The 21,450-nt window shown below is 33.2% G+C and carries 20 protein-coding genes and 2 pseudogenes; 11 read left to right on the top strand and 11 right to left on the bottom strand.

Features of this window, described 5'->3' with window-relative positions:
* Positions 1-352 precede the first annotated feature (352 nt).
* The gene (locus NSQ59_RS15350; RefSeq protein ID WP_055740167.1) at positions 353-1,453 is read right to left on the bottom strand and encodes a GerAB/ArcD/ProY family transporter; all 1,101 of its coding nucleotides are present in this window, start codon (positions 1,451-1,453) and stop codon (positions 353-355) included.
* A gap of 377 nt (positions 1,454-1,830) precedes the next feature.
* A pseudogene (locus NSQ59_RS15345) lies at positions 1,831-2,277 on the bottom strand (DinB family protein); the annotation flags it as partial.
* Between the two features lie 133 nt (positions 2,278-2,410).
* Here NSQ59_RS15345 and NSQ59_RS15340 point away from each other — a divergent pair.
* On the top strand, positions 2,411-3,283 hold the full coding sequence (locus NSQ59_RS15340) for a YitT family protein (protein WP_055740165.1): 873 nt from the start codon (positions 2,411-2,413) through the stop codon (positions 3,281-3,283).
* 225 nt (positions 3,284-3,508) lie between these two features.
* Here NSQ59_RS15340 and NSQ59_RS15335 read toward each other — a convergent pair whose 3' ends face one another.
* Positions 3,509-4,102, bottom strand: coding sequence for a DUF421 domain-containing protein (locus tag NSQ59_RS15335; protein WP_340832149.1), 594 nt, complete (start codon positions 4,100-4,102; stop codon positions 3,509-3,511).
* Between the two features lie 138 nt (positions 4,103-4,240).
* The gene (locus tag NSQ59_RS15330; protein WP_340832147.1) at positions 4,241-5,206 is read right to left on the bottom strand and encodes a DUF3231 family protein; all 966 of its coding nucleotides are present in this window, start codon (positions 5,204-5,206) and stop codon (positions 4,241-4,243) included.
* A gap of 356 nt (positions 5,207-5,562) precedes the next feature.
* Between NSQ59_RS15330 and NSQ59_RS15325 the strand changes: the two genes are divergently transcribed.
* The gene (locus NSQ59_RS15325) at positions 5,563-5,784 is read left to right on the top strand and encodes a hypothetical protein (protein WP_055740162.1); all 222 of its coding nucleotides are present in this window, start codon (positions 5,563-5,565) and stop codon (positions 5,782-5,784) included.
* Here the strand turns inward: NSQ59_RS15325 and NSQ59_RS15320 are convergent.
* Together NSQ59_RS15320 and NSQ59_RS15315 are read right to left on the bottom strand one after the other, a co-directional pair.
* Positions 5,762-6,208 (bottom strand): SgcJ/EcaC family oxidoreductase, encoded by a 447-nt coding sequence (locus NSQ59_RS15320; RefSeq protein WP_340832145.1) that lies wholly within the window; start codon positions 6,206-6,208, stop codon positions 5,762-5,764. The genes NSQ59_RS15325 and NSQ59_RS15320 overlap by 23 nt on opposite strands.
* Positions 6,209-6,227: 19 nt before the next feature.
* The gene (locus tag NSQ59_RS15315) at positions 6,228-6,803 is read right to left on the bottom strand and encodes a PadR family transcriptional regulator (protein WP_340832143.1); all 576 of its coding nucleotides are present in this window, start codon (positions 6,801-6,803) and stop codon (positions 6,228-6,230) included.
* Between the two features lie 302 nt (positions 6,804-7,105).
* Here NSQ59_RS15315 and NSQ59_RS15310 point away from each other — a divergent pair, with 302 nt between their 5' ends.
* The 3 genes and pseudogenes from NSQ59_RS15310 (at position 7,106) to NSQ59_RS15300 (ending at position 9,733) form a co-directional block, all read left to right on the top strand.
* Positions 7,106-7,618, top strand: coding sequence for a DUF3189 family protein (locus NSQ59_RS15310; protein WP_055740159.1), 513 nt, complete (start codon positions 7,106-7,108; stop codon positions 7,616-7,618).
* An 816-nt stretch (positions 7,619-8,434) separates the two neighbouring features.
* Entirely contained in the window at positions 8,435-8,779 is a 345-nt protein-coding gene (locus NSQ59_RS15305; RefSeq protein ID WP_340832140.1) for a cupin domain-containing protein, read from the top strand.
* 390 nt (positions 8,780-9,169) lie between these two features.
* Positions 9,170-9,733 (top strand): annotated as a pseudogene (locus NSQ59_RS15300) (GNAT family N-acetyltransferase).
* 220 nt (positions 9,734-9,953) lie between these two features.
* Here the strand turns inward: NSQ59_RS15300 and NSQ59_RS15295 are convergent.
* The gene (locus tag NSQ59_RS15295; RefSeq protein WP_340832137.1) at positions 9,954-10,712 is read right to left on the bottom strand and encodes a metallophosphoesterase family protein; all 759 of its coding nucleotides are present in this window, start codon (positions 10,710-10,712) and stop codon (positions 9,954-9,956) included.
* Positions 10,713-10,955: 243 nt separating this feature from the next.
* Between NSQ59_RS15295 and NSQ59_RS15290 the strand changes: the two genes are divergently transcribed.
* From NSQ59_RS15290 to NSQ59_RS15270, 5 genes are all read left to right on the top strand, one after another.
* The gene (locus tag NSQ59_RS15290) at positions 10,956-11,342 is read left to right on the top strand and encodes a RidA family protein (RefSeq protein ID WP_340832135.1); all 387 of its coding nucleotides are present in this window, start codon (positions 10,956-10,958) and stop codon (positions 11,340-11,342) included.
* Between the two features lie 399 nt (positions 11,343-11,741).
* Entirely contained in the window at positions 11,742-12,179 is a 438-nt protein-coding gene (locus tag NSQ59_RS15285; protein ID WP_340832132.1) for an SRPBCC family protein, read from the top strand.
* 303 nt (positions 12,180-12,482) lie between these two features.
* On the top strand, positions 12,483-13,361 hold the full coding sequence (locus NSQ59_RS15280) for a S16 family serine protease (RefSeq protein ID WP_340832130.1): 879 nt from the start codon (positions 12,483-12,485) through the stop codon (positions 13,359-13,361).
* 116 nt (positions 13,362-13,477) lie between these two features.
* Positions 13,478-14,509 (top strand): S66 family peptidase, encoded by a 1,032-nt coding sequence (locus tag NSQ59_RS15275; protein ID WP_340832128.1) that lies wholly within the window; start codon positions 13,478-13,480, stop codon positions 14,507-14,509.
* Positions 14,510-14,638: 129 nt separating this feature from the next.
* On the top strand, positions 14,639-15,121 hold the full coding sequence (locus tag NSQ59_RS15270) for a DinB family protein (protein WP_340832126.1): 483 nt from the start codon (positions 14,639-14,641) through the stop codon (positions 15,119-15,121).
* A 201-nt stretch (positions 15,122-15,322) separates the two neighbouring features.
* Here the strand turns inward: NSQ59_RS15270 and NSQ59_RS15265 are convergent, their stop codons facing one another.
* From NSQ59_RS15265 to NSQ59_RS15250, 4 genes are all read right to left on the bottom strand, one after another.
* The gene (locus NSQ59_RS15265) at positions 15,323-16,642 is read right to left on the bottom strand and encodes a sensor histidine kinase (RefSeq protein ID WP_340832124.1); all 1,320 of its coding nucleotides are present in this window, start codon (positions 16,640-16,642) and stop codon (positions 15,323-15,325) included.
* The gene (locus tag NSQ59_RS15260) at positions 16,620-17,330 is read right to left on the bottom strand and encodes a response regulator transcription factor (protein ID WP_340832122.1); all 711 of its coding nucleotides are present in this window, start codon (positions 17,328-17,330) and stop codon (positions 16,620-16,622) included. Before NSQ59_RS15260 ends, NSQ59_RS15265 begins: the two co-directional genes overlap by 23 nt.
* Positions 17,331-18,135: 805 nt before the next feature.
* Entirely contained in the window at positions 18,136-18,630 is a 495-nt protein-coding gene (locus NSQ59_RS15255; protein ID WP_126649496.1) for a hypothetical protein, read from the bottom strand.
* Between the two features lie 32 nt (positions 18,631-18,662).
* Positions 18,663-19,409: a YqjF family protein gene (locus NSQ59_RS15250; protein WP_055740148.1), complete on the bottom strand. Its 747-nt coding sequence runs from the start codon at positions 19,407-19,409 to the stop codon at positions 18,663-18,665.
* 238 nt (positions 19,410-19,647) lie between these two features.
* On the opposite strand from NSQ59_RS15250, the gene NSQ59_RS15245 reads away from it, so the two are divergent.
* On the top strand, positions 19,648-21,060 hold the full coding sequence (locus NSQ59_RS15245; RefSeq protein ID WP_055740147.1) for an FMN-binding glutamate synthase family protein: 1,413 nt from the start codon (positions 19,648-19,650) through the stop codon (positions 21,058-21,060).
* The last annotated feature ends 390 nt before the right edge of the window (positions 21,061-21,450 follow it).

Here is a 21,450-nt window from a genome sequence, read left to right as displayed (position 1 = left end):
TAGCTGTTAAGAAAGTGTTCCACCCCTAAATATTTGAATGGATTGTTGAAAAGTCATTTGAACTACCTCCTAATTCTTGATAATAAGATTATAAACGATATCATTTTTTAAATAAACAGAATATTTCCGAAACATGGCTTTCAAGTATTTGGGTGTATAATTGTAGTTCTGTTATTGAACTAAATGGAGCCTTACTAGTGTGGTAGTAGTAAATGTGGTTACTTTAGTACATTAAGGATAGATGGAAGCAGGGATGATGCCATCTATCCTTTATTATGATAAACATTTCTTTAATCATTTAATTGTATAGTTTCAAAAATACTTTCTAAACTTTTAATTAAACATTTTTGAATTATGTTTTCTTATTCGATTTTATCTTCATAACAATGGATAATATAACGAACAAAATGGGGATGTAGATATATCCGATGATAAATCCAATACTATTAATTATACTATTTAAAATATATATTTTGTCTTTTTCATCAAAGAAGATACAACCCATTAAGATTAGAAAACTTAAAATAAGTGTACCGTATTTCATCTTTAATTTTGTTGTTCTTTTTAGCAATCTGCTTGCGCACCAAAGAGATATACAGATGCTTGGTAAAATAACTATACACCAGTTGGCGATTCCAATAAATTCAAAACGTTCCACAACTGGTAATTTTACAATTTTAAAAGCGGTCAATGTCGGCCAGACTTCCTTTGCCAGTTGATCCTTTGAATAGAATGCAAATGAAAGAAACGATGTGTATATGAATAAGACGGTAGTAAAAATCAATGATAATTGTCCCCATTTATTAGCTTTACTGGGGTTCTTTATAAAAGGATAGAACATAAGGATTGTTTCATAGCCCATGTTTGACAACGACATACTTTCTGATGCCTTCATTACATCATGAAAGGAATGGTCAAAGACTGGGAAAAAGTGTCGGAAATCGGAAAATTGTATCGTAAAACCTTGGATAAAGATGATATAAAATGGGAGTACAAAAGCGAAAAATGCTATCCCAATGATTGTCCGTATTCCGCCGAAAACAATATAGATACATAATAAAATATAGCCTGCAGCAAACCAAAAAGTGCTTAAATCAGGGAACATCCAGACCTGAACAATTGCGATGTAGTTCCGAAGGACAGTGATTGCATACCATAAATAATATATAGCAAATAAGATATTTAGAAGATTCCCGAACTTTTTTCCGAAAATAGTCCAATGTATATCGCAAAAATCCCCCTTGACCATTTGTAGTTGTTTTAGCATAAACCACATCACAATATTGGTAGTCAACCCTGCAATGATAACTGCCTGCCACCCATCGTACCCTGCAAACTTGGTAATGAATTTTTGGAAATCAAGGTAACCTATTCCAACTTGCGCCATCACTATAAGAAAAAAAATATAATAAGGGGAGAACTTTTGAGCATCTGAAAAGGTTTGCGCCTGCATCTAGCTTCCTCCGGTAGGTATCTTTTCTTTTTATTCATAAAAGTTATTTTTACCAATTAAAGGAGAAATATGAAAATCTAATAAGCTTTTATTAAAGTCAGAAATTATTTCTTTTATAAAGTAGGAAATCAACTGATTGCAGTAATTTTATTAAAAAGCAGCGGGGCAACTCTTTAGTAAACAAGCAGGAATAGGGAAATATGGTTTACTAATTTAATTTAGATGATTATGTTGTGTTGTAATTTTTCTTAGTCATCTGTTTATCAAATAAGTTAATTTTAAAAAAAAAACTGCTTTTCAATTGAGATTCCGAGTGAAATTTGTAATACAAGACAAAAAATAAAGCTTTGGTTGATGTCCAAAGCTCATTCACAAAATTACACTGTTTTTACTTGTTCAATCTTTAATCCAAAAATTTGTGGGGCTTCCATTTCGTTTATTTGTAAATAGGCTGAAATTTGCCCGCGATGATGGATTTCATGTTCTGGAATTGCCATAAGTATTCTCCACGCACTAACTTCATGACCATGAAGGGTTAAAACCTTTTTTGTTAACACATCGTCACCAACTCTTAGTAGACCCTCAGTTAGTTTAATCTGACATTTCTCTAAATAATTTGAAATATTTTCAAGAGATACTCCCTTACTAGTATCATGTCCTTCATATGTCCACGAACCATGTTCAAATATACCAAGAAACATCAATCGAGTTGATCCGATATGCCGTAATAAATCACCTATAGAAAATTTATCTTCAGAAGGCTTCCAAACTAAGAGTTCATTAGGAATTACTTTCACATATTGCATCGTTCGTCTATGAATACCGTCTAAATATTTTACATTAACCTACTCTGGTAAGAAGAAGTTGGAGTCTGAAGATCTAAAGGTGTTTGGAATACTTAAATAAGATTTTTATGGTAAACTAAAAAAAGAAAATAAATTTGAAGCGAGGGAAAATATGAACGCAATCAAAAAACATAAGTCAAAAACTGTAAAAATGCTCTTAAGAGGATTGGTAATCATTATTGGTGGATTTATTGCTGCATATGGACTAGAAACGGTATTAATCCCAAACAACGTTTCTGATGGGGGTGTGACGGGTCTTAGTATCGTAGGTTCCGAATTATTTGGACTACCATTAGGAGTTCTAATTGCAATTATTAACATACCGTTTATTTGGTTGGGATATAAACAAATTGGTAAAAGTTTTGCAATCTATTCCATTATCGGAATAGCTTCTCTAGCTGTTGGTACAAGCCTCCTGCACCATACCCCAGCGATTATCGAAGGAGATACGTTGTTAGTTACAGTTGTGGGTGGTATTATTCTTGGTTTTGGAATGGGTATAGCATTACGTAATGGCGGTGCATTAGATGGAATTGATATGCTCGCGGTATTACTTTCTCGAAAATTACCATTTGGGACAAGTGACTTCATTCTTTTCCTGAACTTGTTTGTATTTATTTTCGTTTCATTTGTATTCGGACTTCAGGGGGCAATTCTTTCTGCTATAGCTTACTTTATTGCATCGAAAGTGATCCACATTGTTGAGGAAGGTTTAAGTGGTTCTAAAACCTTTAAAATAATCACAACTCAACCTGAATTAATGGTGGAGACCATACGTGATCGCTTAGGTAGAAGCGCAACGTATAATGAAGTATATGGTGGCTATTCCAAAGAAAAATTCAAGGAAATTACTTGTGTCATTAACCGATTAGAAGAAAGTAAAATAAAAGAAATCATTCATGAAATTGACGACTCCGCATTTGTTACTGTATATGACGTTGCAGAAGTGAAGGGTGGTAATTTCAGAAAGCATAATATTCATTAGAAAAACAGGTAAATTTTATGATAGACACAAAGAATCACCTTTTTTATCTTAAAGGTGATTTTTTTATAAAAAAAGTGATCAGAGAATAAAGGCATTTGCTTTTTTTTATTGTACTAGTAGGGCATGTTATGTAAGTAGATACAGATTCCCTTGGCGAAACCGAAGTCAATGTACAATAAAACTAGATTAGGGTGAAAAGATTTTCAGGTATGACCAATAAAACATTTATATGTCAATTTCATTAATATGGTTATGTTGTGTATCAGGGTTATCTTGAATGTTTTCTTTAGAAACTCTTTGTTCTATAGCGTGAAGTTGTTGGAGCATATTCGACTGAAGTTGTTCTATCATCTTTTCTAAGTCTCCAAGTGTTACGGTCTTTGCATGATTCATTAACTCATATCCAAACTGCCCAGTAATTTCTATAGAGGCAGTTTTAACATCGGTGACGGAAGATATACCGTGTTCCCGTAATCTTGATTCCAATTGGTCAACGGTGATGCGAAGCTTTTTTAAATTGTTCATAATTATTTTACCATCTTGGATGACTGGTGTAGGTTTCCCTATCAATAACCTTTTAACAAAATTAAATTTTATTGCTAAAAACTGAATTAGCAAAAGAAGTGCTACAAGAGAACATAGGGCAATTATGGTTTTAATTAATCCTTGTTCTGAAATAGCGTGACCAGTCGTAGATGCAATTGCTAAAATTGTTATAACTTCCAAACCCGACATTTGAGCAACTGTTTTTTTACCTGCAATTCGTATTAAACAAACACCTGTTAATAAAATTATCATCGATTCCCAAATAAAATTCATAGATGACCTCAATTTAAACGTTATAATAAACGTTTTATTTTATTTTCCCCGTCTGATTTATCAAATATTCTAATTTGGGACTTGTTGATACATAATCCAATTTTTAGACAACTTTTTCTTTTGACGCTTTGTTGGATATTATAAATCCATTTTTGGCGGTTCCTCTAACCAACCTTTCTCGATCATTAGCTCAGCACCCTCTAGTGTATATGCATATATATCTTTAGCAAATAACATTGTTTTTGCGATTATATCATTACGCAAAATAAAACCTGCACTAAATCCTTGTCCACCGAGACTAAACCCACACAAAAGGTAGTTGCAAAACATCATCAATTTATCAGAAAATGGTGCCTCGGACGAACTAGTAACAGTTCCTCCGGATGTAGCAGGTGGCTGAATACCATTCTGGATGAGGATTTGACCTGTTTTATCTAAGATATCTTTCGAAAGATTGCTCCCTTTTGTAAAATATTTCTTCAATTCTTCATCTTTGGTACATTGTGCAAATCCTTTCATTAATTGCATACCGGTGATATTTGTCTCGAAGGAATGATAAAGAATTCCAAATTCAACCGTATTTATCGTTCTCTTATGTCCAAAAAGATTCGTTCCATTCATGTACTGTTTGTCGTTGATAAAATCAATTGATTTTGGCATGTTAGTATAATTAGGATGAGGAAGGACATCTTTTTCGAGAAGATATTGTGTGAACTGTTCATAATAGGATTGTGTTATTTCAGTAAGTTGTTTGTAAAACTTAATAATATCTTTTCGATAAGATATAGTCATATGAAGTACATACATACCCATGCTTATTTCTTTTAATATCCTGCAAAACATAATATCGAAGCCGTTCGTAAATAACTCTGGAGCTTTTAGATTAACATCTTCTTTAGTAAATCCGATTGGTACTGCTGCTCCTTCATTTTCTAACATTGTTTTTATTTCGATTACTTTTGGATGGAGTTTTTCCCATAAACCCGACATTAGTTCTTTTGCTTCTTTATCATCCGATTTCTCAATAAAGTACTCTAATATACGAAGAATCATTGTTTTTTTATGGTAAGTCGTCCAAAGTGAACCGAGTTCCGTTGAGCTCATTTTAGTTTGCGTTTAAATCCGTTTCCTCCATAAATTTATTCAAATTACTAGATTATAGTATGTGTAGAATAATAAGAAGCAATACCAAGAGCTATAAATAAAAGTGCATCCATTCAAAAAGATATAGCGGGGACAGTAGTGTTTTTTATGGAAATTCAGGAAGGAAATAGGGGGGGTTCAATGAACTATAAAAACGACACCTTTAGTTTTGGAATCAGAGCAAAATAGAACTCAAAGAAATAAAGGTTATGGTGCTGAAGAAAAGCAATGCTTAAATAAATATTAATTTGATCAATTTGTATTTAAATAACTATATTATAAGTGAATTTTTCCTCATAAGAACGAACTGTGGTTTTATGAAAAACGGAAATATAATATTTATTAAAAATTTAGAGCAATGGACTTTAGAAATAATTCAACAATGGGAAAGTGATTTTATTAAGAAAAAAGTCATTTTATATAACATGGAATGTGAACAAGAAAAGCGTGTTTTAGCCATTCGTTTTTTCAAAAACACGCTTTTTAATTATGAAGTTGGTTTTATCAAACTTTATTTTATTTATTATTTCTATTCATAAACCATTTGATTATAAAGTTTGGTTCCTTTATGCGACAATTATGGAACGCTGAAATCTTCCACTCCTCATTTTGCTTTACAAGCACATTAGTATTAATGGATTCTCTATTTTTAGGATAATCTTTTTGTTTAGGCATTTTCGTGTTTCCAATACAATGTACAATTGCGATGTTTTCATTAATGAAACGTATGCTAGTTATTCGCCCTTGCATTTGTGAACCCTTTAAAATCCCATTGAATAAATTTTGGTGGGAAATCTCCACTTCTTTCTTGCCTTTTAGATGTTGTCCAAAGAAGGTGACATAATCTACTTCTTCAGTAAAGCAATTCGCAAATGCTCTGCCGTCACCACTACTCCATGCAGAAAACATTTCATTAAATAGCTCATTAATTTTTTCTTCTTCTTTTGACCATTTTTGAGTCATTTGTTATTCACGCCCTTTTTTATTTTTCATTTTTAATAGATGTATTAATCTGTTCCTTTAATTGATACGACCACTGCAATTCAAGCTCCCATTGCTTCAATTGAAGTTCCATTAAACTGCGAATTGTTCCGTAAAATGAAGTGTTTTTCATCGATTCGACTTGCTCAGGGTTTTCATCAAACTCGAATTGTTGTTTTTTTATATGATCAATAGCTTTTTGGCAATATTTTATATAGTGGTTAACTAAATAGTACTGGTCCTCTTTACTTAAAAACTCCATGTAGATTGCTTTAATATGAAAAATTTTTAAGTAGTTCCCTGGATTTTTTTCAGTGTCCATCATTAATTCATAAAAGCGTGCTTTCCCCTGAGTAGTAATTTGGAAAGTCCGAGAGGGTCTTTCTGTTGGAAATGGAACATTTTTTGGATTCGCTTCTTCTATAAGACCAGCTTTATCTAGTTTGTTTAACAACGTCGAAAGAGTTCCTCTGCTAACACTTTCCCAAGGACCAATTGTGTCATTGGCTATTTTTGAAATAAGATATGCATGTAAGGGGAATTTCATTAATAAAGACAAGACAAGAAGTTCATACAAAGTTATTACACCTCATTTCTTTTGGTTTTAACAAAATGGTTTTAATAAAACTATAAGAGGTTTTTTGACTGTTGTCAATAAGAAGAGAAAATTTATTTTAAATTTTATAAACAATGGGTTTGATAAAGTGTTAACAATATCTAAATGAAGGATTTAATACTGAACTTAAGTAGCATGCTAGCTATGTAAGATGGGATGTATCAATAGAGATTAATGAAAAGTACGAACAATAAATAAAATTGAATTAGAAAAGGGATAATAGACCATAATAACTTTAGATAAACCATATTAGGGATGATAGCATGATATATATCTATAATGATTATGGTGGAACACATACCACATCTATGGCTGCGGCATATCATTTAAAACAATTACCGCAATCGGAAAAAAAACTAACCACAGATCAAATATTAAATGTGAAATATTTTAATAAATTGACGAAAGAGGATTTTGGAAAACTTATTTTCCATGGAGTTGATGAAGATGGAAATTCCGTGTATTCAATTGGACGAAAAAGGAACAAACTTGTTGTTAAAGCATTAAAAGAATTGACTTTATTACTGGAAGATAAATATCAATTCAACGAAAAAATCGTTTTTTCCAATACCTCACCGACAGTACCAATCGCAATGTCTTTTGGTGGATTTTTCTCCAGAGGATTAAAAATTGATTTCATCGGTGTCCCATTGTTAGTAATGGGTGCCAAACAGTGTTGCGATAATATTTTTCGGTTAGTTGAAAATACGAAAAAAATTGGGAAAGCTGAAAACGGGGAAAAAGTGATTATCTTACAAAATGATAACTTTAAATAATTCTCCATCTTTGCAGGAAACTTACTCCATAACAGTTAATTAATATTCTTTTATCATTGATGCTTCCTGTGGCCACTATTAGTGGCTTTTTCTTTTTGAAGTCTTATGGAAATACACTTAATGAGTAGAAAATTCGGGATAGGAGTTTCCAAATGACACACCGACTTCCAGTCCAATTTTCATAAGCATAATGTAGAAGTCACATTTAGTTATATAAACCAATTCCGATGCTGGAAGCCTTATTATGAATGGGCTGCCTGAATGGAGATGACAAGCGGGTTCCTCGTTTCCACAAAGTATTATGTTAAATGGAATTTCAGCTCACGGCATAATAACAAAACAACTGTTGGAAGAAAAAGAAATCTATCTGCTAATTGGCCGTATCCCTCGATTACATTAATATTGGATTTATTCTAACTGGAATTTCTAAGGAAAATTGTGAAAGAAATGTACTCAATAATATGTAAAAGATTTTTTGTAATTTTACTGTACTGAGAGGAAGATTAGCAGAAGGTAATGAAGGAAAAAGGTGTAAGTTTATGGAATATAAATCTATAAATCCTAATGATAAGAAAGTTTTATATTAAAAAGACTATATTAATAACTGGAAATCTGCAAGGATAGTAGCTTATATTCCACACTTATCAAACTGGTAATTTTAAAATTATTACTGAAAATAATGTATGGAAAATAATTTTCATTCAACAAAAGTAATGAAATTCACATGGCAGGCTAGCATAAAAACAAATTATGATTACTGTTCATTATGTCATGAAAAAACGAAAATAACAAAGTTGTTTGTTGGAGGTAAAATCTATGGAATTTTATAAATTTAACAAAGAAGGAAGTAATGAAATTGGAAATTATCATTCAAAATCAGCTTTTTATTCAAAAATATTAAAAACAGAAGAAGCAACTAATATAGGCTTTATCCATATTGAACCTAATGGCATTGTTGGTTATCATGAGGCACCTGTTCCACAATTATTCGTAGTAGTACAAGGGGAAGGATGGATAGCAGGCGAAGATGAAAAGAGAATTACTCTAAAAAGTGGAGAAGGTGTATTTTGGAAAAAGGGTGAGGGACATGCATCAGGGAGCACTAAGGGTATGGCAGCTTTAGTAATTCAGTCAGAAAGATTACCGAATCCATACCTATAATTAAATTGTATCTTTCTGATCTATAAATTAGATTGACTGTATTAAACCTAGTATGGATAGTAATGGATATTAAGTTCTCTATACTATATTTTCTATCATGATGCATGGATGACAGTCGGGTGAGTTAATCCAAAAAGGATTATCTTACATTCATCGAAGAGGTCAGATAAAGAAGAAGGAAATTTACTAAAAGGAAGTTGACAAGGGCGCCTTATAATATAGTATTTTAGACTACGAATGAAAAAACTGATGAACTAGGGGGGAGTACTGCAAATTTATAATATAGCAGCTCTTTTGTTTATTCACTTACGAGGTAGAATACTATAGTAAGAAGGAAATAAGAGTAAGTTTATAGAATGAATTAGGATAATTTTTTTAGGGGTTGAAATGATGATTTATTGTAAAAACGAGAAATCAATAGAAACGGATAATTTACTTCTACGTCTATTTAAAGAATCCGATGCAGAAGATGTTTGCCATTTATGTAATAATTATAATCTTTATAAGAATACTTTATATCTACCTTAGCCTTATTCAATAGAAGATGCATTATCCTGGATAAAAAGTCACCTTGAAAATTTTAATAAAAATAAGAAATTTGAATTCGCCATTACAGATAAGATTACTGGAAATTTATATGGAGCAATCGCATTAACTAACAATCAAAATGTTAATAATGGTGAAATTGCTTATTGGGTTGGAGAAAAGTATTGGGGAAATGGTTATGCTACGGAGGCTGCAAAATCTATACTTGAATTTGCTTTTATTGAAAAGCAATACCATAAAGTATTTGCACGTCACTTTTGTTCAAATCCAGCATCAGGAAAAGTTTTACAAAAAATAGGTATGAAAAAAGAAGGCGTCTTACGAGAACATGTTATGAAGGAAAACCGTTATGAAGACCTTGTTTATTATGGGATTTTTAAACATGAAGCTAATTACCTCCGTAATTAAATAACGTTATTATTAATTTTTGAGTAAAACCATAAATATATATTAAAAATAAAACAACCTTTTTATATGTACAAGAAACTATGGAGTTTATAATCACTCCATAGTTAGGTTTCTATATTTATCATTGATCTTTAACTTAGGTTCTAGAATAATTTTTAAAATTGTTCTAGTAACAAGAAACAGCAAATTCGTATAAAGCTATGTTATTCTAAAAAACCACTCATTTCTTCATGGCCATACGTTCTAATAATTCAGTCGCTTCTTTAGCAGTTGGTATATTTAGTAAGTTATTTTCAACAAACTCATTTCCTTGTGGGTCTTTGCTTTCTATAATTTCTTTCGCAGCTGACTTAATATCGTATGTGGTCCGACGAAATTCATAACCTTTTGAGCAAATCAGTAACCAGTAAGCTCCTGGTTCTTCAGCAAATGGCATCCCTACGCTTCCAGCATTGAGAATACGAATATTACCTAATTGTCGTTCAAATTGGATATGGGTGTGTCCACATATAACAAAATTTTGTTGAATATCTGCAAAAATATTTGTAAGCCGTTCTTCTGTGGTAATAGGTGTAAAGATCTCCCCATCACTTCTTGGTGTAGCATGACAAAATAGAATATCTCCCAATCCATCCACTTTGATTGTTAGGGTTTCTGGTAATTCAGATAAAAAATCTCGATGAGATCTAGTTAATTGGTCTGCAACCCATTGGGTCGTTTGGCGACCTTTTTCAGACATAGTTGATGGAAGGGGCTTTCTATCAAAAGCTGTTACCACTTCCCTATCTCCATTTCCACGAATGAAGCGTATCTTGTCGCTCAAAGACAATATTCGCTTCAATGTCTGCTTAGGCATAGGCCCTGAAATGATATCTCCACCAATAATAATTAAATCTGGTTTGATCTCTTCTAAGTCCAGTAGTACCGCATTCAGAGCTGGCAAATTTCCATGAATGTCATAAAGGGCTGCAATTTTCAACTTACTACCTCCTTATTAATAAAAACATTATCGTTTTGCAAATAAACTGTCTTTATAATAAACGAATTATATTGCCTAATAGATACGGGTATTAACACATTTTTTTTGTTAAAAATATTTTACTTTGGGAAAGTTAGCATAATTTGCTTCGAACTGATCATTAAAGAATATTGTTAAACTGCTTACTAAAATATCTGAAAAATTATAAAAGTCTGTATAATATGTTTAAAGGAGGCAAAACAAATGCAAATAAAAAAAGCAAATCCGGAAAATGTTGCACCACCAATTACACAGTATCATCATGTAACAGTTATTCCTAGAGAAGCTGAATTGGTTGTATTATCTGGACAAGTCGGTAATGACAAAAACGGTACTATACCTGACGATATTGAAACTCAATTTGTCAATGCACTAGATAATATTAAATCGATACTAAAAAGCGAAGGCATAGACGTTACTAATGTATTTAAAATAAATATTTGGTTAACCGAAAGTATTAATAGGGAGCTGTACTTAAAAAAGTGGAGTGAATTCCATAAACAGTCGCCACCTGCTACTACTTTGGCATATGTTGTAGGGTTAGCCCGACCTGAAATAAAAGTGGAGGTTGAAGCTTGGGCAGCGAAATAAAAAATAGATGTTTCTTGAAAAATCGGTACAAAATTAAATAAATATGGTGAAATATCCTTGAACCACATATCATAGTGATAATTAAAGAGAGGAATAACGATTGTTATCTCCCGAGCTATTGTTAATTGTTATAATTAATAGCTTATTATATCTAGAGGGAAAAATGAGAAGGAAATTAATTTTAGTTTACATAACAATATTATTAGCAATTATTCGGTGTGGAAGTCTCTATATGTCGTTACCAAAGATGTCATTAGATAGCTTCTTTAACTCAACGGGTACCTACGTTCAAACAGGAATGTTGTAATGGAATGATTATGGAAATTATGCAGTCTACCAAAACACATTATGTCTTAATTTTAGATAGATTTATATATCATTTAGTAAGAATGATAAGGAATGGCTACTATTCGTAAAGAAATCGTAATTAAGGCAAATGCTAAACACGTTTGGGACGTAGTAAGTGATATCGGTGCCGTACATCAAAGGTTTGTGCCAGGGTATACGTTGGATACACGGTTAGATGGTGATGATAGAATTCTATTTTTCCCACATGGAGGAGTAGTACGTGAACGGATTGTTTCGGTTGATGAAGAAACACATCGCCTTGTTTATTCGGTTATCGAAGGAAGCAATCCATCCTTAATTCATCATCATGCTTCTTTTCAAGTTTTTGCAGCGAATGATAACGAAAGTATACTCGTCTGGATCACTGATTTTCTACCAAAACATACAGAACCTGAAATGAGAATTCGCATTGATCGAGCATCTCAAGTAATAAAGCAGACGATTGAGAATGAAGTGAGAAAAAGTAATCCCATACAAGAGGAGAAATGAGAATAGAATGAACAGAACTTATAATAATGGGGACAGATTTTGACCGTCCAAAAAAAGTTATTTAAGAAACGGTTAAATTCTTTGGAATGACGAATTCTGACTTTATCCAAAAAGATTGCAAAGTAGCAATCTTTTCTTTGTTACTAATAGAATTAAGGATGTTAAAACAAATATTGTACTAAAATTAATGCGTTCGTTTTATTCAAGGAGGATAAATCCTTATTATTGTTGAAGTTTCTTCTAGTGCTAAAAGGATAGTTATTTTAATAAAAATAAATTAGAGAAAAGGGGTATGTGTATTTAATGAATAAATCAAGTTTCATAATCGGTGTTTTAACTATTATTTATTATCTTTTATTTTTACTTTTATATCTTCAAGATGTTTTCAATGAATTTGTTTTTGTATGTATATTATTTCTCAGTTTAATAATTTTGCTAATATACTTAATCGTCTTACGAAAACAATCTGTTAATAAAAGGAAAATCGCTATTGCCACTTTTATTATCTTTCTTCTATTCCTCTATGAGTTTCCACTAGCATTAATCTACAATCCTCCAACTTATCTAGCTAATATATATAAACAGCCGAGTGAGGTATTAGAAGGTTCCGGAATTTTTTTAGTAGGGGTCAGTCAATTGAATTTAACCGAGAAAAGTAAACGGGATGTTATAGAGATTTTATCCAAACAGCAGGCTGATGTTCTATCTGTTGAAGAAGTGGATAATAAAATGATATATAGCAGTAAAAATAGCCAAATTCTAAAGTTGCTTCATCTTCAAAAAGATCCGATAAAACAAATGGGTGAAAATGTGACTCAATATTTAGGCAAAGAAGAAGAATTGGTTAATAGTTTTACAAAACAATCAGACACTTCAGGGAGCAGTGCTGGACTTGGCTTGGCATTATCGGGTCGTTTAAAAAATGGTGACTATCAAAATAGTTTGCCTATTGCGGTTACTGGGGCAATTAATGAAAATGGGGAAGTTTTATCCATTGGGTATATGAAAGAAAAAATTCAAATTGTTGAAAAGTCCGTAATTCCATATATGATCATCCCTAGTGAAAACGCAGAACAAGCGGCAGCAATACAAAAAGAATTAAAGGCAAAGGTTGAAATTTTTGATGTATCAAATGTTGATGAAGCTGTTCAATTAATTCAACATTTAAATGACATACATTAAATTATCGTATTTTGAAATTAGTTTTTAAAAAGGATTATTGCTTTTTTTGTAGAACAATAGAACAATGCGGATATTACAAACGAAGTTAATTGAATTATATGAAGGTGGTAATCAACATGTTAATAAAGCCTAAGAAATTACAGCCGGGAGATTGTGTTGCAACAGTAAGTCCTTCTTGGGGAGGGGCAGGTGAACCAGGACTGAGATGGCGATATGAACAAGGCGTAAAGAGACTTGAAGAAGTTTTTGGACTTAAAGTTATCCCAATGCCGAATAGTTTGAAAGGAGGAGAATATCTTTATCTTCATCCTCAAGCCCGTGCTGAAGATTTGATGACAGCATTTAAGGATGAAAAGATTAAGGGAATCTTTGCAAATATTGGTGGAGAAGACAGTATCCGCTTACTTCCTTATATTGATTTCGATGTTATACGTAACAATCCGAAAATTTTTATGGGTTACTCGGATGTGACCGTGTCCCATTTATTTTGTCATAAAGCGGGAGTTTCTTCTTTTTACGGTCCTGCAATTTTAACCGATTTTGCTGAAAACGTTGAGATGGATCCATATACGATTGAAATGGTAAATCGAACGCTCTTTTCAAATAAGATTATTGGAGAAATTCAGCCTGCTGAAGAATGGACAAGTGAGCGTTTAGAATGGATAGAAGAGAATAAGAACAAACGTCGGACAATGCAGCAAAATTCAGGCTATGAGGTACTTCAAGGCTCCGGAATAGCAAAAGGATATTTAATTGGAGGTTGTATTGAAGTACTGGAGTTTGTAAAAGGAACAGAACTTTGGCCAGATAAGAAATATTGGAACGATAGTATTCTATTTTTTGAAACATCTGAAGAAAAGCCGGATCCTAATCTTTTGAAGTATTGGCTGCGAAATTATGCAGTACAAGGAATCCTGCAAAAAGCAAATGGAATCATTTTTGGCAAACCGCAAGATGAGATGTATTACGAGGAATATAAAGCAGAGATTAAAAAAGTCATGAAGGAATTTCACTTGGAAGATCTGCCGATTCTATATAATTTGAATTTTGGTCATACCGAACCGAAATTTATATTACCATATGGAGCGAAGGCAGAAATTAATTGTGATAAGAAGACTTTCACGATTTTAGAAAGTGGAGTTGAATAAAATTAATAATTTCGTTATTAATTAGTTAATTTGACAAATTGCTTTTGACTATCTGTAAAAAATGTCAATTACGATGAAATAGTTATGGAAACGAAAGAACTTACATTCGTTAAAAAGGAGTGTAGCAGTATGTTTCATGTAAAAGTTGTATTGTCTGACCAGCTATTAGCTAATGCAAATGATCAGAGCTGGTATGCCCCATTCTCAGAATCTGTTAAAAATTTGACAGAGGAAGAAGCTTTTTGGAAGGGGAGTGATGAAAGTAATAGTATTGCCGAAATTGTACAGCATTTGCTTTATTGGAATGAAACGTGGCAAACAAGGTATAAAGAATCTAGTGTTTATGCCGTTTCGTCGGTTGAGAATAATGAAAGGACATTTATAGTTTCAAAAGATAAAACATTTATTGAACTTCAAAAACAACTTTTAGATGTTCTATTGCATTGGCAAGAAATAATAACGAAAGAACAACTGGAAAGCGATGTTCACGGGTTCACTGATGCTAAATGGTGGCAAGTATTAGCGAATGTAACGACCCATAATGCATATCATATCGGTCAAATTATATATATTCGGAAGTTGCAAAAAAGCTGGAATAGTAGCATTAAGTAAGATATTTATTTAGAATTTAGGAAAGTATGAGTTTAAGAAGATTATAGATGATAGCGAATTGTTCTTATTTAGAAAAAGATACAAGGGTACTATATATGCAAAGCATATATAGTACCCTTAATTTAATAGAAAAAGGGGACAAAAAAACTCCAAGTGATTTATGTTTGGCAAACGTAATGCTGGAAAGTTTAACTTTGTACATTAAAAGAAAGCTATGGGAATCCATCCAGTGACAAGCGCACCGCCATCTGTATGGTTTTTGACGGTTAGGTCTCCTCCATGCCGCCTAATAATTTTTTGTGAAATTGTTAAGCCTAAACCTACTCCGCCCGTTGAGCGATTTCGGGATACTTCTCCCCGAAATAATGGATCAAAAACATGTTGAAGCTCCTCCGAAGTGAAGCCCGGACCTGAATCCTGAAAAGTGAAGGTAACGTTCTTTTTGTCCTGATAGCATAGGACAACGATTCTTCCATCGATGGGTGTATGTCTGACGGCATTGTCCAATATGTTATTCATTGTACGCTCTAATAGGTACGAATCACCCATTATCATACAATCATCTTGAAAATCGTTCATGATTATAGAAATATTTTTTTGCTTGGCTCTAAGTCTCAGGCTATCCATCGACTTCTGCAAGACTTGTTTTAGGTCAATCAATTGTTTGTTAAGGTCCATCTCTAAATATTCCATCTTTGTATAGGTGAAAAGCTCTTCTACCAGTCGGTCTAATTGGGCAGACTTTTCCTTACAAATCGCCAAATACTTTGCTTGTTTTTCAGGAGAATGTGCAATGCCTTGATCTAGACCATCCAAATATCCTCGTAAAGCAAATAAAGGTGTTCGTAAATCATGGGCAACGGAAGAAATGACAAAACGCCGTTCTTCTTCCATTTCTATTTGTTTCTGAAAAGATTCTTTGAGACCACGCACCATAACATTAAATCCATCACCGACTTCAGCAATTTCAGTGATCCGCGCTACAGGTAATTGAACGTCCAAATCTCCTTTAGCGATTTGTCGAGCGGCCAGACTCATTTTTTCGAGTGGTTTGAGAATGAATCTACGCATTTCAAATCCAACAATAAAAAAGGCAAGCAATAGCCCAGTGAATGCTGCAATCATCTGAAATAATTTTAAATTGGGTAAATAGAAAACTACCTTTCCAAGTACCTGTCCATCCTCTATGATGGAAAACTGTTCAGTTGTCTTAAATGAGTGGTTCTGCTCTGGTATGAAACGAAAAACCTCCTGATTAGACGCTGATAAAATACTCACACCCATGTGCGTTTTCTTTAATTGGCTTTTCAATTGGTTTTGCCACTTTGGGCTCTTCCAGTTTTTCGTATTTGTTTCTATAAATTGAATAGATTTATCTAAGTTTCTTTGCTGAGTTTCGTTTTTTCCGAGACTGAGTGTTTTTGTGTCTATAAAATGCGCAAATACAAAAAAAAGCCAAGGCAACGTAAGAATAATGAAAAGGCTTAGTATAGTAAATTTACGAATGCGAATTGTTTTCATTTGCTTCTCCTGTGAATCGATAACCTATCCCCCATACGTTGATAAGATATTGCGGATGGTTCGGATCTGATTCAATTTTCTCCCGAAGCCGACTAAGATGGACACGAACAGTGTGTTTATCACCAACACCATCCCAAAATTTCTCCAGTAACTGCTCATATGAAAAAACATATTTTGGATGCTCAGCAAACAACCGCATCAATTCATATTCTTTCGGTGTGAGCAAGATGTTTTCTCCGTTTATAAATACCTCTCTCGTTGATAAATCTAAGCTAAGTCGTCCATAATCCAATATTCGTCTATTGGATTCTTGTTGGGAATTGGAGCGTCGTAAAACGGCTTTAACTCTTGCAACAATTTCTCCGGGTGAAGCTGTTTTGACAATATAATCATCTCCGCCGAGTGCCAGTCCGCGAATTTTATCTACATCATCACTTCGTGCACTTAAGAAAAGAATAGGTACATTGCTTTTCTCCCGAATGTTTCTACAAAACTCGAAACCGTTTTGTCCGGGCATCATAATATCAAGAAGTATACAGTGGATTTTACTTGTATGGAACATTTCCAGTGCTTGATTAGTTTCATAAGCGGTTTTTACATGAAATCCGTCATTTTCCAAAAAATCCTTCATTAACTCTACGATGCTTTTGTCATCGTCCACAACTAGAACAGTATGTAATTGATTCATGAAAACCTGCCTTTCTTCTAATGAATCTAAGATCTTATTTCATTATTCGAAATTTAATTTTAGTTTATCACTTTTTTTGCAAGGAACAAGATAAACCATATGTTTTGTGATGGCTTGTTGATAGTTTTGTGACTATTTTTTGCAACTATTGCCGCTTTGTTTGAGTGGAATGTTCAAATTGTACTGTTTGGTGGATTAGGTTTATTAGATGCAATTGCACCTTCCCGAGGTGATGAAAAATCCGGGTGAGGTATGAAAAAAAGAATAACAATGGATGAAAATCATGGGGAAAATGATGAAAAAAAGCAATCAAACTGTTGAACTTTTTAACGAGGTGTATCAAGACGAGGTAACTATGGTAACTCAACGATTTCTTCTAATTAGATTCTGTATACTTAGGCAACCCCCGCCTATAGCTATTATTAGATTTAAATTAGCATCGGATTGAAATTTTAATATTGGACTTTCCCTTCAAATTAGAACTAGAAACAGGGAGGTTCAATGAGCGCTTTTAAGTGCCCCTTACCAATTCTCCATACAATAGGGAGTTGTGTGAAGTGCTGTTATTTGATGGAAGGTCGGATTCATCTTTTGAATTATATATCATGGATTTTTCAAAAATGGCATCATGAAATGCCATTGTCCACTAGCAAAAATAAATTTACAAGGATAAATAAATTAAAAGTACAATTTCTTAATTTTATTACTGAGAAATTGCACTTTTTATTGCAGTTATCCACGGCTGCGTCATTATAATCATCCTACATTGCAAATCGCTTTTTCTTAACTTCCTTTAAAGTATTTTTTAAACCTCATCTTGATTTTTATAACTTGCTGCTTTCTTAATGGATTTTTCTACCATGTTTTGAAAGCCATAGATAACAATTGCCAAGAATACATTAATACAATACCAAGTAGTGTGTTTCATTTTGATAAATTTTACGATCCTAAATTTACTCCCAATGTAAGGCATAGGAAATGCGTTAATTAAATCCAATACCGCATTTGTTGTTAAATACTTAAAGAATTTCCCATATGTAAATCTAAATATCCAAAGTGTTGCTACAAAATAAGGACCCAATATATATGTGAAATCTATAGGACCAGGAGATAGAGGATTATTCGTTATCCACCATTTTTTCTTATTACAGATTAGACTAAAAACACTTAAAATTAAGTTAACAAAACTCGCTACGGGTAAAAACCTAAAAAAATTCCTTTTTCCCATAAAAGGGACAGTTAGCCAAGGCAAAATTAATGTTGCTAAAGCGAATGCCATTTTTTTATTATGCTTTACCAATTAAGCTCCTCCTTAAATTCGTTATTTTTTCACTAGATGCGTAATTTTTTTATATTCCACATAAGCGAATCTACACCGGTGGAATAATGAGCAATTGGTTTTACATTCGAAAAGTCCAAATTAAAAGGTGTAAAAAGGGTATTCCTGTCTAATTCAATCTCTGCTTTTTGTAACGGCCAAGGCTGATGGTGTATATCACCGCAATAGATGTTGACTCTGTTATTTGAACTATAGAGACAATACCGTTCAGTGAGCCAATGATCCAAAGTTCCTTCTTTTGGATAATAAACTTCCGATACTGGACTATATTTGCCCTTTAATGATATTGAAGGATTCTCGGTTCCTTTACGAATACTTTGAAAAGAATAGGTTTGTTCTTCCTTTCGTAAAGAAATTTGCGCCGGATGATAGGGTAAACGATACCAGCGCTTTGCTATTTTTAAGGATGCCCAGTTCTCAACATCAATAGACATAAAATAAATACCGGGTTTTCCTTCGTAATTTACATACGTTCTGACATTGATTTCCGGAAAAATTGGGGTTAAGGAAACAGATGATATTCTAAGGGGAAAGATTCCTTCTAAAACGAATAAAATGATCCCTAACCATGCAGTGCCATTAAAGGTTTCAATTTGTAATGACTCAGGAATATGTGGCCTAAGTTTTTCAAGTGGGATCGGCCAATGTAAAAACAATACATTTCTCCAAGTTTGTCGCATAATCCACTTTTTAGAAGGTATTGGATAAGGGCGGTGAATACTATCATTCAATAAGTTCAAAAAAATAACCTCCTTCTTACGTGGAGTAATCATTAAATTTAAAATCAACAATGGTTGTTGTGCAAATTTGAAGATCTTTTATAGACTTTCCGTTAAAGGAAATTTTTAATCTATTCTTTTTTATCTTCTTTTCACGATGTAAATGAGGGAGATTCATATCTAACGATAATTATTTCTTCTCTTTGGGCAATAATGGTAGTAACAACTTTATAATTTGTACAATAGTGGAGAAGTGATTATGCCGAATTTTTTATATTATGTGCTTTTTGTAATGGTATCAATATTATTTATTCTTATATTATTTATCCTTATTGGTTGGCGTTGGATAATTAAACGAATGGTTAAACAAATGGGAAAAATCATTTTTACCGATAGTTATCAAGAAAATCTAATAGAGTTATTACCAGGTTTACGGCATATGGGTATTCAAAATATCCTTGAAAATAGCCTACGTGCACAATCAGGCGATGTTCTTCATCGTCCGCTTGGTTCTTCAAAAAAGTGGCCGAATTTAGATTCGATTACGTTTATCCCTGCACAAACGTCCCCATTTCCCGTTGATGGTGAGGAAGAGGTAGATGTTGCCGTTATCATCGGTCCAAAGGCGAAAAAGCCTATGAAAATAAAAATTCCGCTTATGATTAGTGGGATGGCCTATGGTATCGCACTTAGTGAGGAAGTGCGGCTTTCTTTGGCCGGAGCGGCTAAAAATGTGGGAACTGCTATTAACTCTGGTGAGGGCGGAGTTATGCCCGAGGAGTTAGATGCTGCCGGAAAGTATATTTTACAGTTTTCTAAAACAGAATGGTCAAAGGAAGATGATCTTATTAAGCGGGCCGATATGATTGAAGTTAAGTTAGGGCAGGGTGCATTATTGGGAACGGGTGGAAAAATTTCACCAAAAAATTTAACAGGTCGTGCCCGTAAAATAATGGGACTAAAGGAAAATGAGGATGCTGTAATTTATGATAATTTTGTCGAAAATCAAACACTGGAAGATTTGAAGGAGCTTGTTGATGAACTCCGAGATATGACTGGGGGAGTTCCAATTGGATCAAAAATTGGTGCAGGTGGAAAAATTGAAGAAGATATTGATCATTTAATTTCTATTGGAGTTGATTATATCGCAATTGACGGCGGACAAGCAGCAACCCATGGTGCCCCTCCAATTTTAGCCGATGATTTTGGGATTCCAACTTTACATTCAGTTTTCCGAGCCGCCAATTATCTGGAGAAGAAAAATATGAAAGGACAAATTAGTCTAATTGTATCTGGAGGATTATTTGTTCCTGGACATTTTTTAAAGGTGCTTGCACTAGGTGCTGACGCTGTATATTTAGGTTCAGCCATGTTATTTTCAGTTGCACATACTCAAACTCTTAATGCACTTCCATTTGAGCCACCTACACAAGCTGTTTGGAATCAAGGGAAATACAAGGATCAATTTAAGACCGAAGATGGCGTTAAAGCAGCAGAAAAATTCTTAACAGCTAGCATTGAAGAAATGAAAATGGCATTAAGAGCAATGGGAAAACGCTCTTTAAATGAACTTTCAAAAAAGGATTTAGTATCTTACGATGAGTCAACTGCTAAAATGCTTGGCATACCATTTTCATTTCAGCCTTGGGAGGACCTACAAAATAAGAAATAACATATTGTGGCAATCCATTCTTATCAAGAAATGTCATCAAGGAAAGGAAGATTTTACACCTGAACTACTACAAATAGTAAAAAAAGTATTCCATAAAAGCATGTGGGTAAGCAATACTGAAATTGGCAAAGTATATCATCCATGTAATAAGAATTCGCTGTGCAGTCCCGCATTTAACACCCTTTACGCAGATACAACCTCAAGAATAGAAAATGAAATAACATGTGTTTAACTACTGGAAGATGAAAATGCGCAATTGTAATGTTACAAGGTAGAAACAGAATAAACTTTTTTATAAAAAACGAAATTTATTTCTACTCGATTCTTTGGATCAACCTTTTTTCAAAATGAATTCTTTATATTTATCATAAGTATGTGCTTGCGTGGTAT

Origin of the sequence: Margalitia sp. FSL K6-0131, assembly GCF_038008735.1 — a bacterium.
Taxonomy (GTDB): domain Bacteria; phylum Bacillota; class Bacilli; order Bacillales; family Bacillaceae_C; genus Margalitia; species Margalitia shackletonii.
The sequence above is the reverse complement of the archived record's forward strand: the minus strand, read 5'-3'. Positions and strand labels throughout refer to the sequence as shown.

Bases quoted from the DNA above. Each gene is read 5' to 3' on its own strand.
- NSQ59_RS15350 (WP_055740167.1), bottom strand. From the start codon at position 1,453: ATGCAGGCGCAAACCTTTTCAGATGCTCAAAAGTTCTCCCCTTATTAT.
- NSQ59_RS15340 (WP_055740165.1), top strand. From the start codon at position 2,411: ATGAACGCAATCAAAAAACATAAGTCAAAAACTGTAAAAATGCTCTTA.
- NSQ59_RS15335 (WP_340832149.1), bottom strand. From the start codon at position 4,102: ATGAATTTTATTTGGGAATCGATGATAATTTTATTAACAGGTGTTTGT.
- NSQ59_RS15330 (WP_340832147.1), bottom strand. From the start codon at position 5,206: ATGAGCTCAACGGAACTCGGTTCACTTTGGACGACTTACCATAAAAAA.
- NSQ59_RS15325 (WP_055740162.1), top strand. From the start codon at position 5,563: ATGAAAAACGGAAATATAATATTTATTAAAAATTTAGAGCAATGGACT.
- NSQ59_RS15320 (WP_340832145.1), bottom strand. From the start codon at position 6,208: ATGACTCAAAAATGGTCAAAAGAAGAAGAAAAAATTAATGAGCTATTT.
- NSQ59_RS15310 (WP_055740159.1), top strand. From the start codon at position 7,106: ATGATATATATCTATAATGATTATGGTGGAACACATACCACATCTATG.
- NSQ59_RS15305 (WP_340832140.1), top strand. From the start codon at position 8,435: ATGGAATTTTATAAATTTAACAAAGAAGGAAGTAATGAAATTGGAAAT.
- NSQ59_RS15290 (WP_340832135.1), top strand. From the start codon at position 10,956: ATGCAAATAAAAAAAGCAAATCCGGAAAATGTTGCACCACCAATTACA.
- NSQ59_RS15285 (WP_340832132.1), top strand. From the start codon at position 11,742: ATGGCTACTATTCGTAAAGAAATCGTAATTAAGGCAAATGCTAAACAC.
- NSQ59_RS15280 (WP_340832130.1), top strand. From the start codon at position 12,483: ATGAATAAATCAAGTTTCATAATCGGTGTTTTAACTATTATTTATTAT.
- NSQ59_RS15275 (WP_340832128.1), top strand. From the start codon at position 13,478: ATGTTAATAAAGCCTAAGAAATTACAGCCGGGAGATTGTGTTGCAACA.
- NSQ59_RS15270 (WP_340832126.1), top strand. From the start codon at position 14,639: ATGTTTCATGTAAAAGTTGTATTGTCTGACCAGCTATTAGCTAATGCA.
- NSQ59_RS15265 (WP_340832124.1), bottom strand. From the start codon at position 16,642: ATGAAAACAATTCGCATTCGTAAATTTACTATACTAAGCCTTTTCATT.
- NSQ59_RS15260 (WP_340832122.1), bottom strand. From the start codon at position 17,330: ATGAATCAATTACATACTGTTCTAGTTGTGGACGATGACAAAAGCATC.
- NSQ59_RS15245 (WP_055740147.1), top strand. From the start codon at position 19,648: ATGCCGAATTTTTTATATTATGTGCTTTTTGTAATGGTATCAATATTA.